Origin of the sequence: Marseilla massiliensis, assembly GCF_016899855.1 — a bacterium.
Taxonomy (GTDB): domain Bacteria; phylum Bacteroidota; class Bacteroidia; order Bacteroidales; family Bacteroidaceae; genus Prevotella.
Genome location: NZ_JACJJG010000067.1, coordinates 1 through 14,658, shown reverse-complemented (window position 1 = coordinate 14,658; position 14,658 = coordinate 1). Strand labels below are relative to the sequence as shown.

The 14,658-nt window shown below is 51.6% G+C and carries 8 protein-coding genes; 2 read left to right on the top strand and 6 right to left on the bottom strand.

From position 1 onward, the window contains the following. Nucleotides 1-299 (bottom strand): transposase (locus H6A34_RS10540; RefSeq protein WP_205102961.1); only part of this gene is annotated, 299 nt, incomplete at its 3' end. 260 nt (nucleotides 300-559) lie between these two features. On the opposite strand from H6A34_RS10540, the gene H6A34_RS10535 reads away from it, so the two are divergent. Then, nucleotides 560-1,660, top strand: coding sequence for a carbohydrate porin (locus H6A34_RS10535; protein ID WP_205105486.1), 1,101 nt, complete (start codon nucleotides 560-562; stop codon nucleotides 1,658-1,660). A gap of 152 nt (nucleotides 1,661-1,812) precedes the next feature. On the opposite strand, the gene H6A34_RS10530 is transcribed toward H6A34_RS10535, so the two are convergent. The 5 genes from H6A34_RS10530 to H6A34_RS10510 all read right to left on the bottom strand — a co-directional run bounded on the left by H6A34_RS10530 (nucleotide 1,813) and on the right by H6A34_RS10510 (nucleotide 13,064). After that, nucleotides 1,813-3,264 carry an MFS transporter gene (locus H6A34_RS10530; RefSeq protein ID WP_205105485.1) on the bottom strand — a complete coding sequence of 484 codons (1,452 nt, stop codon included), beginning with the start codon at nucleotides 3,262-3,264 and terminating at the stop codon, nucleotides 1,813-1,815. Between the two features lie 229 nt (nucleotides 3,265-3,493). Next, nucleotides 3,494-5,968, bottom strand: coding sequence for a bifunctional UDP-N-acetylmuramoyl-tripeptide:D-alanyl-D-alanine ligase/alanine racemase (locus tag H6A34_RS10525; RefSeq protein WP_205105484.1), 2,475 nt, complete (start codon nucleotides 5,966-5,968; stop codon nucleotides 3,494-3,496). Between the two features lie 165 nt (nucleotides 5,969-6,133). Then, complete coding sequence (locus H6A34_RS10520; protein WP_205105483.1) at nucleotides 6,134-6,937, bottom strand: GSCFA domain-containing protein; 804 nt, start codon at nucleotides 6,935-6,937, stop codon at nucleotides 6,134-6,136. A 678-nt stretch (nucleotides 6,938-7,615) separates the two neighbouring features. Beyond that, nucleotides 7,616-10,489: a bifunctional fucokinase/fucose-1-phosphate guanylyltransferase gene (locus tag H6A34_RS10515; RefSeq protein ID WP_338088659.1), complete on the bottom strand. Its 2,874-nt coding sequence runs from the start codon at nucleotides 10,487-10,489 to the stop codon at nucleotides 7,616-7,618. Nucleotides 10,490-10,571: 82 nt separating this feature from the next. Then, a complete protein-coding gene (locus tag H6A34_RS10510) occupies nucleotides 10,572-13,064 on the bottom strand; it encodes a YfhO family protein (RefSeq protein WP_205105481.1) in 2,493 nt (830 codons plus the stop codon). An 826-nt stretch (nucleotides 13,065-13,890) separates the two neighbouring features. Between H6A34_RS10510 and H6A34_RS10505 the strand changes: the two genes are divergently transcribed. Beyond that, nucleotides 13,891-14,574, top strand: coding sequence for a 5'-methylthioadenosine/adenosylhomocysteine nucleosidase (locus H6A34_RS10505; RefSeq protein WP_205105480.1), 684 nt, complete (start codon nucleotides 13,891-13,893; stop codon nucleotides 14,572-14,574). Nucleotides 14,575-14,658 lie beyond the last annotated feature (84 nt).

The following is a 14,658-nucleotide window of genomic DNA, read 5'->3' as shown; positions in this document are numbered from 1 at the left end:
GCCTCCGTCTCCAAACGCGAGTACGCAAGCGCCTTCTCCAACTCGCGCACGCGCTTGCGCAGGGCCGCGTTCTCATCCCTGTATTCCTCCTTGCTGCGTCTTGCCATGTCGTCGTATTCTTCTTCCGACGGCAAAGATAAGGTTTTCTCACCATATTTTGACTGCCATGACGACAATAACGTCGGATTACACAGGCCATACTTCTTTGCACACTTGCGCTTGCTCATGCCTGACGAGTAATAGTCACGAAGGACGCTCAATTTGAACTCCTCGCTGTACTTTGTTGGATTCTTTCGCATTGTTTTACACATTTTTTATTGTTCATAAATGTGTCAACTTTTGCCAGGACAAGACAAATAGTTTAGAGTGTCGTCACGAAAGCCGTGGGCAATGGTTATATCTTAAATTATCATAAAAGGGCATATACCTTTTACGTAAATATATTTTCAAAAGTACTATCTTTGCACATGCATTCGCTACAACTGCCCGTTTGCCGACAAGCGGCATGAAACAGGCAATGAGGTACAGGCAATAAGATTACTGAAAGGAGGATACTTTAATGGTAAGGTTTATTCAATCAGTTGGTTTACAGAGTTTTACGCCACCGTCAAAGTTGGCGGCAGCCATCGTCATAATGCTTTGCGCCACTATCGGACGTGCCCAACCGAGGGTGACGTGGGCGGTTGAGGGCAATACCGAGGTTGGCTGGAACATGTCTGACGGGAAGGTCGTGTGGGTTAACCTGCTCAGCGCGGGCATAGACGTTGGCCTGTGGAAGGGCGCACATCTTGAAGGAGAGGCTATATCGACATACACCACCAACAAGAACGTAAGCGACAACCTGCTGGGCTTCTCGAACATATATACGCCGACAAATAAGGCGTTCCGCCTGATACAAGCGTCGCTCGGACAGCATTTCGGGCAATGGGCATACGTTTCGGTAGGCCTGCGCAACATCGACACCGACTATTTTACATCGCCGTCAACGAGCCTGTTCACCGCCCCTGCCGACGCCGACTTCCCCACATTATCCAACAACTACCCATTGGCGACATACCCCATGGCCGCGCTCGGAATACACATCGAGGCTTATCCAGTCAATGGACTTACCGTTAAGGCCAGCATATATAACGGCGCTGCGGACGAGAGCCTGAAGCGGCAATTCCGCGTAAAGCCGGGGCACGACGGATATTTCTCGATAGGAAGCGTGACATACGAACGCGAAAACCGCGGTGAAAATCCCGCAAGCTACACCATCGGCTACATTGCGGGACGTGCCCCTGGCGACGGCGACGACGAGGGGCTGGTAGGCAAATCGGGGCTGTGGTTACTGGTAGAGCAACCCTTCATGTACGTCGGCACTACACAATGGTGCCTGCTGATGCAGGGTTCGGTGATGACACGGTACACAAAGAACACGCACGGATACTGGGGCACGGGACTTACCGTGAACGGCATCGGGAAAAGAAACATCCAGGCGGGCGTGGCCGTTAACCGCATGCATGACCGCACGGGCAACGAGCTTGACGCCGAGGCGACATGCCTCGTGCCCCTGAACGACTGGCTATCCGTACAACCGGCGATGCATTTCATACGCTCACATAGCCGCGAAATCGTGGTAGGGATGCTACGTTTCAGCGTGGCTTTCGGCAATAAATAACGGTTTACACAACTACATCGTAACAGCACAAGACCGACGCAGGAACAACATTACGCCAACACGGCCAACTCTATACCGACATTTTACGGCACAAACAAAAAGGAGGAACGCCCGCATAGGCGCTCCTCTTTTGATATAAATGAAACAACTTATTACTCAACAACTATCGGCTTGTACTTCGGAACGAGAGTCTTCATAATAATCCAAGCCAACAGATAAGCCACCGCACAAATGCAGAAGATAATCATATAGCCGGCGGGCTTACCCTCAAAACCGAGGAACGTGAATGCAGCTCCCATGTCACCGGCATACTTGAACAACTCACCAGCGCCGAGGTTGATGAGCAGTGAGCCAATACCTCCGGCCATAGCACCGATACCTGTGATTGTTGCGATTGTCGATTTGGGGAACATGTCACCGATAGTGGAGAACAAGTTGGCCGACCATGCCTGGTGACCAGCGCCCGCAAGACCGATAATTATAGCCGGGAACCATGCCGAGTTAGCGCCTAATGGCTGAGCAAACAACGCAAACAATGGGAAGAACGCGAATATCAACATCGCACGCATACGGCCTGCATACGGCCCCATTCCTTTCTTTTCAACAAACAGTTTGGGCAAATATCCGCCGTAAATTGACAGGACTGTAACGATAAGATAAAGAACGAAAATCAACGCCATACCCATCGTTGAAGATGATTCGTAGCCGAACTGGTCAGAGAAATAAGCCGGAGCCCAGAACAAATAGAACCACCAAACACCATCGGTAAAGAATTTTCCGACGACAAACGACCATGTCTGTTTGTACTTGAAACACTGCATGAAAGGAATAGTCTTCTCCTCCTTAACCTCTTCAGCCTTATTTGCTCCTTCCTCATCGTCCTGGTTGATGTAGATAAGCTCGGCCTTGTTTACACGCTTTGACTTGTCGGGTTTCTCGTAAAGATGAGCCCAGAAGAACATCCAAACAAAACCGATAGCACCGATAATGATGAACGCCATCTCCCATCCGAAATGCTTTGCGAGCACCGGAATGGTGAGCGGAGCGGCCAAAGCGCCGACTGAAGCACCGGAGTTGAAGATAGAAGTTGCGAAAGCACGGTCTTTCTTTGGGAAGTACTCGGCGGTTACCTTGACTGCTGCCGGGAAGTTACCAGCCTCACCAAGGGCAAGGATTGCACGGCAAACAAGGAACAGCCAAACACTAAGCGTCGCGATAGCTACAGCCATTGCGCTGCCTGCTTCAACCGCACGGAGCGCCGCAACGGAGTCAAGTCCCTCAACTTCCATGGTTACCCAACCGCAACCGGCGTGCAGACAGGCACCCAAAGACCAGATGAATATAGCCCAAATGTAACCTTTCTTTATGCCCATCCAGTCAACAAACTTACCAGCAAACAAGCAAGCAACGGCATAAAACACAGAGAAGAAACCGGTAATCATGCCATAATGGGCATCATTCCAGTGGAACTCAGGTGCTATAAAATCTTTCCATGTCAACGAAAGTACCTGCCTGTCAAGGTAGTTTACCGTCGTTGCACAGAAAAGCAAAGCACAAATGACCCAGCGAAAGTTGGTCATCTTAGTTGTTTGAATTGGATTCATTTCTATTATTTTGATTTATAGTATTGTTTAAGTAAGTTTGCGCAAAGTTACTGTTTTTTCATTAAAAAAGACATACCGTCTCGTTAAATTAGCTTAACAAGACAGTATGTCAATAGCTTTTGGACAAAAAGTGAAGAGTCGAGAATGAATATTCATGCTTTGCAATGTTGTTTAAATACCGTGCAAACAACATTGTCTCCATGCTCAATACTTCACACTCAGGATTATGTCAGTCCTGGAAATAGACTCTCTTCACACGGCCGCTGATACTTGTAAGCATCTCGTAAGGTATTGTGCCAATGGCATCCGAAAGGACTGTGACAGGCAGATTGTCGCCGAAGATTTCAACGGAATCACCCTCCTTGCAGTCTATATCCGTAACGTCTATCATCGCTACATCCATGCAGATGTTGCCTACATACGGCGCTTTCTTGCCGTTTACCAAACAATAACAATGCCCGCATCCAAGCCCACGGTCAAGTCCGTCGGCATAACCAATAGGAATTGCGGCAATGAGACTGTCCCTTGTGAGTATTCCCTTGCGGCTGTAGCCCACGGTTTCGTCCTTCGGCACAGCATGGATTTGCAGTATCGTGGTCTTCAACGTGCATACATTATTTATTACGGAATTATCCCTGCTGTCAATGCCGTACAGTCCGAGACCGAGGCGACACATGTCAAGCTGGCGTTCAGGAAAGTGCTCTATACCGGCGGAATTGTCCATGTGACGTATTATTTTGTGGCTGAACGCCGACTGAAGTTTCTCGCTTCCCCGCTTGAAAAGCTCGAACTGGTGGGCCGAGAAGTTGTCGAAATCATCGCTGTCAGAGCCTACAAAGTGTGAGAACACCGAGCGCGGGATAACCGCGTTCTGCCGTTTCAGGCGGCTGATAAGCTCGTCCATGTCGGTAAGAGGATTGAAACCGAGGCGATGCATGCCTGTATCCAGCTTTATATGGACGGGAAATCCTGTCACGCCTTCCCTCTGCGCGGCTTTGACAAGAGCCTCAAGCAGTCGGAAACTGTACACTTCCGGCTCAAGGTCGTAGTCGAACATCGTCTTGAAAGCTGTCATTTCGGGATTCATAATCATGATGTTCGACGTTATTCCGTTCTTCCTCAGCGTCACGCCTTCGTCCGCAACGGCGACGGCAAGGTAATCAACACGGTGGTCCTGCAACGTCTTTGCCACCTCAACAGCGCCCGAACCGTAGGCGTCGGCCTTAACCATGCACACCAGCTTGGTGGTCGGCTTCATGAAAGAACGGTAGTAATTAAGGTTCTTAACCACAGCGTTGAGGTTTACCTCGAGTATAGTTTCGTGCACCTTCTGCTCCAGCAGTTCTGTCAGATGGTCAAAACTGAACCTGCGCGCACCCTTCAACAGGATTACCTCATCATGCAGCGAGGCAAACACCGGACTCAAGATGAAGTCTTGGCAATCGCCAAAAAAGTATTTCTCGGGTATGTCTATAACGGCGGAATGGGCGCTAATCTCGGGGCCTATGCCTATGAATTTCTCTACGCCGCGCGTCTTCGACAGGTCAGAGACCTCCTTATACAGTGCCTCGCCGTCCTTTCCGCTCTGGTAGATGTCGCTCAGTATGAGCGTGCGTTTGCGTCCGGCATGGTCAGGGCGACGGCTCATGAAGTCGAGGGCGATGTCGAGCGAGTTGACGTCGGAGTTGTAAGAATCGTTTATAAGTGTGCATCCATGACGTCCTTCCTTCACCTCCAGGCGCATGGCAACGGGCTCCACTACGGCCATGCGGGCTGCGATTTGGTTGCCGTCAAGGCCGAGATACAAGGCTACGGCGGCACAGGTTACCGAGTTGGCAACCGACGCCTCGTCGATGAAAGGCAGCGAATAACTGCCCGGGCGACCGTCAAACGTATAGTGCACGGTGGTCGTTACGCCGCTCTTCTCCACCTTATTTATATATAGGCGGGCGTTCGGCTCGGTCATCGACCATGCTATCCGCTCGCCCTTATAGTCAAGACTTGCCACGCAGCGGCGCACCGTTTCGTCATCATAAGGGTAGACTATGGCCTTGGAGTCATGAAATAGCTTGAGCTTCTCCATGCACTTTTCCTCCATTGACGAGAAGTTCTCCTGGTGTGCCGTGCCGAGGTTTGTAATCACTCCTACGGTCGGCTGTATTATGTCGTGCAGCGCATCCATCTCGCCCCGCTGGCTTATTCCGGCCTCAAACACGCCTACCTGGCTCCGTTCATTCAGCAGCCAGACAGACAGGGGCACGCCTATCTGAGAGTTGTAGCTACGCGGACTGCGGGTCACTACCATCTGCGGTGACAACAACTGGTAAAGCCATTCCTTCACTACGGTCTTTCCGTTGCTACCCGTTATACCCACTATGGGGATGTTGAACTCGTCACGATGGCGCTCGGCAAGGCGTTGCAGAGCCTCGACCGTGTGCGGCACGCGCAGGAAATTGGCGTCGGCGTAGGCCGTGGCATAGTCTTCGGGCAATGTCTCCACTACGAAGTTGCGCACTCCGCGGCGGTATAAGTCGGCTATATACCTATGCCCGTCGTTACGTTCGGAGCGTATGGCGAAGAACAAAGTGTCCTCCGGGAAGCAGACACTGCGACTGTCCGTCAGTATCCAGCTTATCGCGCTGTCGGCCGTGCCGTAGCGGCGCGCGCCGATGAGAGTCGTTACTTTTTCAATGGAATAAAGCATATCTATTTTATTTAAGTGACAAGTTTACAAGCAACAAGCAGACAAGGAGGTTTGTTTTTACCATATGCAACCATTGTCCGGACAACACCTTAACATACATATAACACTTGCCTTTCAACAAGTCAAAAACCCTTGTCAACTTGTATGCCTGTCGCCCGTCTACAGTCAGAGTGCAAAGTTCGGATATTTTTTTGATAGTTCGGATATTTTTAACATAGTTTTATCCATGAAATCCCTATACTCCGCCGACTCGGGATGCAGCGGCCTGTGCCCCAGGGCCTCCTTCAGAGGACGCCATTCGGCAATAAACCGCTTTGCCTCGGGCGAGAAATAGGCCTCCGAGAACAGTTCCCAAATATACTCAACGGCCTGTTCCGAGGGGTGGAGCATGTCCTTGGCGTAGAAGCGGTAGTCGCGCAGCTCGTCGTTTACTATCTCGTATGCGGGAAAATAAGACACCCGCCCAGGCCGCTCACGCACAAGTTTGTCAGCCGCAAGAAGCAGCACAGCCTTAGACAGCTGGCTGCCGTGGAAGCCGTATTTGGCGTAGCGTATCGGACTGACGGTCACTATCACCCTCACGTCCTGGCGCCGCCCTACGAGCACGTCGACCGCCCTGCCAAGATAACCGACGCATTCGTCAATCGTAAGCTCACGCTCGGTGAACAGCCGCTGCGGCCTTTTGGCGCAGTTGTCAACAATCTCGCCCGTCTCGTTCAGTATGTACACATGATTCGTGCCGAGCGTAAACAGCGCCACTCGGGGCGCCGCTTCAGTGCGCTCTACGGTGTGCAGGATACTCGCGGGGTTATACATCACGCCGAAGGGATTGACCGTAGCGCGGAACTTCTCTTCCTTGAAGCGCCGCCCTATGTTGTCCGCGAAACACGAACCAACGAACAACATCTCCTCACACGGCCCTATCTCAAACTCCGGGCGGTCAATCTTCACTCTCGTCCTGAACTCCATACCTTATTATATTATATAGTCCTTAACAGGCTGCAAATATACTCTTTTTCGCCGTAAAACGATTACACGTCGGCCATTAAGTTACTTCCGCCCCGCCATTCTTCCGCCCCGCACATACCAAAAGACCATCCCCGCATTTCTCAATTCGACGTATTGACGTTTAGCGCAATCACTGCACGGTTTCTCTTGTCAGCTAATAGACGTTCAAATGCGCCATTGTAGGGACATAATTCATTATGTCCACACGCGCTGAAAGAGCGTTCAGACATGTGTTAATCAGCCAAAAACGTTTCTTACGAAACGTGCGGGCATAATAAATTATACCCCTACGGAGGATGCATTCAATTAGTGTTCGTCTTTAATGTAAAAGTTAATATTCATCCAACAGATTTGCGGATGTAATCCCAAAGGCCGTCTTTTACGAACCAGAAGGCCATCTTTTGCACGCTAAAAGGCCGTCTTTCGCGACACGAAAGACGGCCTTTTATAAAGTATCTGATTAAATGAATATCCGCAAACACCCATATTACAGTTAACCAAACATAACCCTACAAGGCTTTTGTCTTTAACTACTTAGTGAGCAAAGCGAACGTTAACTACTTTAACTCCTTTAACTACCGATGGCATCTGATTATCAGCCGGTTACCGGCCGGTATGTTTATGCCTTCAGACAGGCGCTTAACTGCGGCTCACCTGCAGGCCTTTATCGCTTAGCGACATGTCCACAAAGCGGGCGTTGGCATTCGGCCTGTTGTCGTTGAACACCTGTTTTATGCGCGCGGCAGCGTCGGGGTCCTTCGCCACGATATACAGATAGCCGCCACCACCGGCACCCGCCAGCTTGTAGCCAAGGGCCAGGTCGTCGATAAGGTCAGTCATGCGGCGCACGTCAGAGGGGTCAGAGCCGCTGTCGAGGGCACGGTTCTGCGACCACGTCTTGCGCACCAGCCGGCCCATCTGGGTAAAGTCAGCGCGCTGTATGGCCTCGTACATGTCGAACGAATGGCGCTTCATCTCGCGCAAGAGGCGCAGTTCGTCGCTCTGGTTGAGGAACATCCGGCGCACAATCTCGGCCAATATGCTCTTCGCCGTGCGCGTTATGCCCGTGTAATATAATAGGTGGCAGGGCTTGTACTCGGGCCGTGTGAACAGGTCTGACGGCAACCAGCGCACCGTGGGACTCTGGTCAAAGCCGCGCGCAGTCTGCAACAGCTTGACGCCCTGCAGTATTCCGCCGAACTGGTCTTGCCATCCGCCGCCCGTGGTGAGCAGCTGCTCCAGCACGAGCGTGCGCCGCCCAATCTCGTTCTTGTCCCATGCCAGTCCGCAAAAGTCGTTCAGCGCGCCCAAGACGGTTGACGCCAGCATGCTGCTCGTGCCAAGTCCGCTGCCCGCGGGAATGGCCGACAGCAGCGTAATCTCAAGTCCGCAGCCGAACGCGCGCAGTCGGCTCTCAAGCGTAGGATACGTCTCAAGACTGTATTCGGGCAGGAATCCGGCCAGCGCCAGCGCCGCCTTGGGTATTGAGAAGGGGCTGCCAACGTGGCGCATGTCGGCCAGTTGCTCGTAAGTATATACCTCCTCAACGGCGCCGAGGTCAATGCTGCGCAGCACGATGCGCGGCTCGCGGCACGGGCGCACGTAAGTCTGCAATGGCGGCTGGCCGTTAAGCTCGATGGCAAGGTTGACCACGCTGCCGCCTTCCATCAGGCAGTAAGGCGGCGTGTCGGTCCATCCGCCGGCTATGTCGATACGTACCGGACTGCGCGCCCACACTATCTGGTCGCCGTAAACCGACATGCGGGGCTGCTGTTTCTCGGTCAGCGCCTGCACGGTAAGCCCGTTGCGCAGCAGGGTAAACGCCTTGTCTTCAGCCGTTTGGCACTCCTCTCCACGCAGGCGGGCCAGCTCCGAGCGGAACATAGAGTCGTGTATGCGTGTCAGCAGAGGCGCCGTGTCGGCTATCGGGGCAGGCTCTTGTATGCCAAACTGCGCAAACTCACGGGCCGCATCGTCAAGGTCTGTCTGATAAAACACGCTGTGCTCGTAGTTTTTGGCCAACGCTGCCCAGTTCTGGGAGCGGTACGCGCGGCGCTGAGCGACAAGCCTTTGCAGATTGGCCTCAGCCGAAATGTCGTCGGCGCTGAGCTTCCTCGTGCATTCGTTCCATACCTTACGACCCTCGTCAAGGCCCGGTTCGCCAAGCATCCAGCGCAATGCCAGTCCCGCTTCGGCCACGTTACGGCACACGGGGAATATGCGTGCCGACTGCAAATCGGCGTTTCCCTCTATATCGTCAATGCTTATTCCGCGCTCGGCAGCCCACTCCGTGAACGGCCGTCCGATGAACTCCGTCGCCACGTCAAGCAAGCTCCCGCGGAACTTGTCGCCGTATCCGTAAGGGCGAACGACATACTCCGTCTCGCCTACGGGCACTATATCGACACACCATCCGGGCTTCAACTCCACGTGCCAGTCGTTCTCCGGCACGCCGGTTATTATATTCTCGTGCGCCAAAGTCCATCCCTCGCCCACGTAACTGTTCTCTATCCAGAGGTTCTGGTTTGCCTCGGTGATGGCAGTTCGGGTAACTGCGTTCTGCACGAACATGGCCGGATGCGGCTTCAGCGAGTGGTGCATAATCTCGCGCTGGTCGTTAACGAGATTCTGTATGGCCAGCGTTGACGACAGTATCTCATGGCTCGTGCCGAAGTGGTAGAACTCTCCGCCGGGCAGCGGAAGCACCGCCACGCTCAGTGAGTTGAGCTCTTCGTCGACGATTGACGGCTCCGTACCGAGCGAACAGCCGAATTCCGAATACAAATCATAGTTCTTCAGGCCGTCGCCCTGCCGTGAACGGGCCATCAGCAGGCGCACTGCGCGGTCGCTAAGCAGCCACACTCCGATGTCGGTAAGGTAGAAGTGGTCTTTCAGCAGCTCGCCCAACGTCTTTACGGACGGCTTCTGCATCATGCACTTAAGCACCGAAGGAGTGTCGCTCTTGGACACGAACACCCCGTGATCCTTGGCTATTTCGGGGCCAAGCCACAGTCCGTAGCACACGACATCTGCCTCGGGAATGGGCTGCAGGGGCTGAGTGGCGCGTATGTAGACGTCGCCGCTCACAATCATCGTGTGCATGTTGGCCGGCGTCTGGCTCATTATCTGCTCGTAAAGAGGCACCTGCAGCGACAGCAGATCTTGTGAAAGGCGCTGCCCGCGCTCCCATCTGAACACGGGAATGGGCGTCAGCACCTTGCCCGACGGCGCGTAGGCAGGCAGTCGGCGGCTCTGTCCGCCGGCATGAAGCAGCAGCCTGCGGTCTGCGGCGAGCCACTCGTCGAACGTCATTCCGTCGCCATGCTCACGGTAACAGGCCTCTAACAGCCACGTAGAACCGCCGCCCGAACCGAGCTTACAACCCACCGGGTCGCTGGTGCAAAACCATTCATCGCGTGAATATCCGGTAATTTCGTGAAAACAGTTTACAAGGTTTGGTGGTAAGGATAGTAGTCTTTTCATTTTTGTGCAACGTTTTTTTGAATTAAGAATTAAGAGTTAAGAATTAAGAAAAAATGCCTTGAACGCTTATCAACAGGAGTATTTTTCTTAATTCTTAACTCTTAATTCTTAACTATTTTCTCTTCTTTCTATATTCAATGTATGCCAAAAGGAGAATGGCAAGTAGCAGTACCGCATAAGCGACATAAGCTATAGTCTCGGTAGTAGTTACCGATTTGGGATGGAACGCCAGTTCTATCTTGTGCTTGCCGGGCGCTACATTCACGGCACGAAGCAGGTAGTTTACACGTCCGAGTTCAACAGGCTGTCCGTCGACGGTGGCAGTCCACCCGGGATAATAAACCTCCGAGAATACTATAACGCCGCCTTTTGACGAGTTAACGTCATACGTCAGTCGGTCAGACATATATGACGTAAGCTTAACAACAGAAGTGCTGTCCTGCTTTACGGCGGTCTTCAGCTGTGCCTCAAACCGCTTGTCGGCCACAGCCTCATGGCGTATGTCCATCTTGCCGACACGCTCTATCTCGGCGTTGGCATTGTCAACGTAAGTCAAATTGTCAACATACCAGGCCGGACCGTACACGTACGGATTCTGCACAGGCACTGTCTGTCCGTCTTGCAGCGGCAGTATGAAGTATCGGGCGTTGAGCATGTTGAGCACGGGGAATATGCTGTCGCCGTTGACCTTGGACATATCTCCGCCTGCCTGGGCCACAGCCTGCATGAGACTGCCCATCTCCGGCGCAATGTACATGTCTATCATGTCCTGGTAACGGCGCAACTTGGCTGCGTGGTAACCGCCTATGCTGTTGTGGAAATATGACGTCTCGTTCTCGTTAAAGGTATTAGACGCGAGGTTGAGCACACGGTAATTGCCGAGATCTGTCTTGTCCTGGAGGATTATACGGTCTGTCTCCGTCTCCTGTATCGGGGCCTCACGTTCGCTCTTCGGCACGAACATGTCGTTATTAAGGTAGCGCTTGTTGACCTGCCAGAGGTCTATCAGGCAGAGCACTATTATCGCGCCGACCATGTAATTGGCCTTAAGCTTCCTGGCCTTGAAGAGCAACAGGCAGAGCGTGCCTATCACAACGACCAGCGCCGAACGCCAGCAGTCGGCCGTAAAGACGGCCTCTCGCATATCACGCAGGTTGTCGATAACAGGATTGACATACTCCTGCGGCAGCGTCATGAGCGCCTTCATCTCGTTAGACGATATGAAGTCAGAGAAGAACAGCGTGGGGAACAAGGCGAAAAGTATGGCTATACCGCCCGTAAGGCCGAAGCTGAGATATACGGTCTTGATACGTTTCGTAAGGATTTCGGGCTCATCTACGATTTTCTTCAACGCCAACATGGCAAGCAACGGGATGGTAAACTCGGCTATGACAAGTATTGACGCCACCGTGCGGAACTTGGCGTACATAGGCACATAGTCGATGAAGAAGTTGGTAAAGGGCATGAAATTCTTGCCCCATGCCAACAATACGGAGAGCACCGTGGCAGCCAAGAGCGCCCATTTCATGGGTCCCTTGACGATAAACAGGCCGAGGATGAACAGCATTAGAACAAAAGCGCCCACGTAGACGGGGCCTTGCGTGCCGGGCTGTTCACCCCAATACTGGCCGAGCTGCTGGTATATCGGGGCAAAGTTAGGGTCGGCATGCTTCATGGCAGTCTCGCTTTCAACCAGCGGAACACTTGCCCCACCCTTTGTGTTCGGCACGAGCAACGTCCACGTCTCGTCTATTCCGTAGCTCCACTGGGTGATATAGTCACGGTCAAGTCCGGTCGACGTCTGGTTGGCAACGTCCTTCTTCACCAGCTCGCTCTTGCCGCGCATGGTCTCCTTGCTGTACTCCCACGTGTGGTAAAGGTTGCTCAGGTTAAGGCAAATGCCGATGACGGCACCGGCGGCACACACGGCCGTGGCCTTGCCGAAGCGCGCGAGCTCCTTCTTCCGTATGGCGTCGACAAGGTAAGCGATAATCATGAACAGGATGACGAAGAGGAAGTAATATGTCATCTGCACATGGTTGGCATTAACCTCGAAAGCCGAAAATATAGCCGTAACTATGAATCCCCACAGGTATTTGCCCCTATACGACAGCACCACGCCGGCTATCATCGGCGGCAGGTAGGCCAAGGCCATGACCTTCCAGATATGTCCGGCGGCAATGATAATGAGGAAATACGTAGAGAAAGCCCATATTATGGAACCAAGAACGGCAAGTGACTGCCTGAAGTCGAATGCCCTGAGCAAAATATAGAAGCCGAGAAGATAGGCAAAGACATACCATACGTTCTCGGGCAAGAATAGGTGATACACGCTGAGGGCACCCTGGACACCCTTTGTGCTGGTATATTCAGGCGCCGACTGATAGGTGGGCATACCACTGAACACCGAGTTCATCCAACGCGTTACCTCGCCCGTCTGGGCCTTGTATTCAGCCATTTCACGGCCTAATCCCTTGCTTGCGGCCGAGTCGTGACGGTAAAGAATCTTGCCCTCGATGTCTGCCGGGAAGAAGTAAGCGAACGAAATGAGCGCGAACAACACTACGGCCAACACGTCAGGCAACCATTTTTTCCATGTTTCCATTGTCTTTATATATTTTACATTATTTTCGTTTAGCGATGCAAAAGTAATAGATTAAATGAAGAATTAAGAATGAATAATGAAAAATCCTACATTAATAAAATGAAAAATGATGAATGAATAATGGGAAATCATGCACCCGACAAACGGCAACGGACGAATGAGCGACGTTTAACATGGTTGCCGTTCAAATCAACGCGAATACCTGCGGATAAATATAACAAGACGAGAGAGGCGAAGGCTAAAGTTTCATTTTATCACACTAACACAATATTTACCGCTCTAAATGACATTAACGGTTTTCCAAAGTCTTGACATTTAAAAATCAAGAAATAGCGAAACAGAATGGCATAAACGAGCGAATATATTATGCGAATAACCTATTTGTATTCTAATATTGCACTATTCGCAATACAAAAGACGGTCTTTTGGCATGTCAAAGACCGTCAATGAGGGTGTAAAAGGCCGTCTTTAGCATTGCAATTGACGACCTTTTATATTGCGAATAGACCGTGTTCAGCAATCAAAATATAGCAATCGCATTTTCTTTAAATCATAAAACACTGATTAACAAAGCGTTATCCAGAACGAGAGAATTTATGTTAAAACAGGCAACAGGCCATCCTACGCATCACCATATCGTGCCGCAAGACCGTTACAGAGGCGTTAACCGTCGGAAAGCGGAGAACAATACGTCACGAAAACGGTACTGAAACCGCTCATTATGGCAAACAAAAAGGATGTCAGGCAAAGCCCGATTTTTCATTTTTCATTATTCATTTCTCATTAAAAAGCACTATCTTTGCGCCGAAATAAAAGATATTCACAGATGAAAATAGGCATTATCGTCGCCATGGACAAGGAGCTTGTACAATTAAAAGGGCTGCTTGAAGAATCCACGGTAGAGAGGCGTAACAAGAAAGATTTTATATTAGGAAGCATTGACGGCAAGGAAATAATCTTGCAGAAGTGCGGTATAGGTAAGGTAAACTCTGCCATAGGTACGGTAGAGATGATTAACTACTACAGTCCGGACCTGATCATCTCGACAGGCGTTGCCGGCGGCGCAGATGACCGCATGAACGTTTGCGATGTAGTAATAGGCACCGAATACCGCTACCATGACGCTTATTGCGGCGACGACTGCCGCTTCGGGCAGATTATGGGCATGCCCGAAGCGTTCCATACTCCTGCTGACCTGGTTGACAAGGCGCTTGCCGCGTGCGGACAGTCAACAGCCTTCAAGGGACTGATTGTCAGCGGCGAATGGTTCGTCAACACGCAGAATAAGATGCGAGCGATACTCGCCCGCTTTCCCAAAGCCGTAGCGGTGGACATGGAGAGCACGTCGATAGCCCAGACATGCCACATCTACGGAGTGCCTTTCATCAGCTTCCGCGTAATCAGCGACATGCCACTAAAGGACACGAAGGCCTCACAATACTTCGACTTCTGGGCCCGACTGGCCGAAGGGTCGTTCAATATCACAAAGAAATTTATAAGCCTGATATGATTTATTTGGAGTTAAGGAGTTAATAGGGAGTAAAGGAGTTAAGACAAATGTCACGACATAAGAGAAATCAAGTATTATTTGTTT

What these genes read in the sequence shown, in the direction of transcription:
- H6A34_RS10530 (WP_205105485.1), bottom strand. Translation starts at nt 3,264, where the DNA reads ATGAATCCAATTCAAACAACTAAGATGACCAACTTTCGCTGGGTCATT.
- H6A34_RS10520 (WP_205105483.1), bottom strand. Translation starts at nt 6,937, where the DNA reads ATGGAGTTCAGGACGAGAGTGAAGATTGACCGCCCGGAGTTTGAGATA.
- H6A34_RS10505 (WP_205105480.1), top strand. Translation starts at nt 13,891, where the DNA reads ATGAAAATAGGCATTATCGTCGCCATGGACAAGGAGCTTGTACAATTA.
- H6A34_RS10510 (WP_205105481.1), bottom strand. Translation starts at nt 13,064, where the DNA reads ATGGAAACATGGAAAAAATGGTTGCCTGACGTGTTGGCCGTAGTGTTG.
- H6A34_RS10535 (WP_205105486.1), top strand. Translation starts at nt 560, where the DNA reads ATGGTAAGGTTTATTCAATCAGTTGGTTTACAGAGTTTTACGCCACCG.
- H6A34_RS10525 (WP_205105484.1), bottom strand. Translation starts at nt 5,968, where the DNA reads ATGCTTTATTCCATTGAAAAAGTAACGACTCTCATCGGCGCGCGCCGC.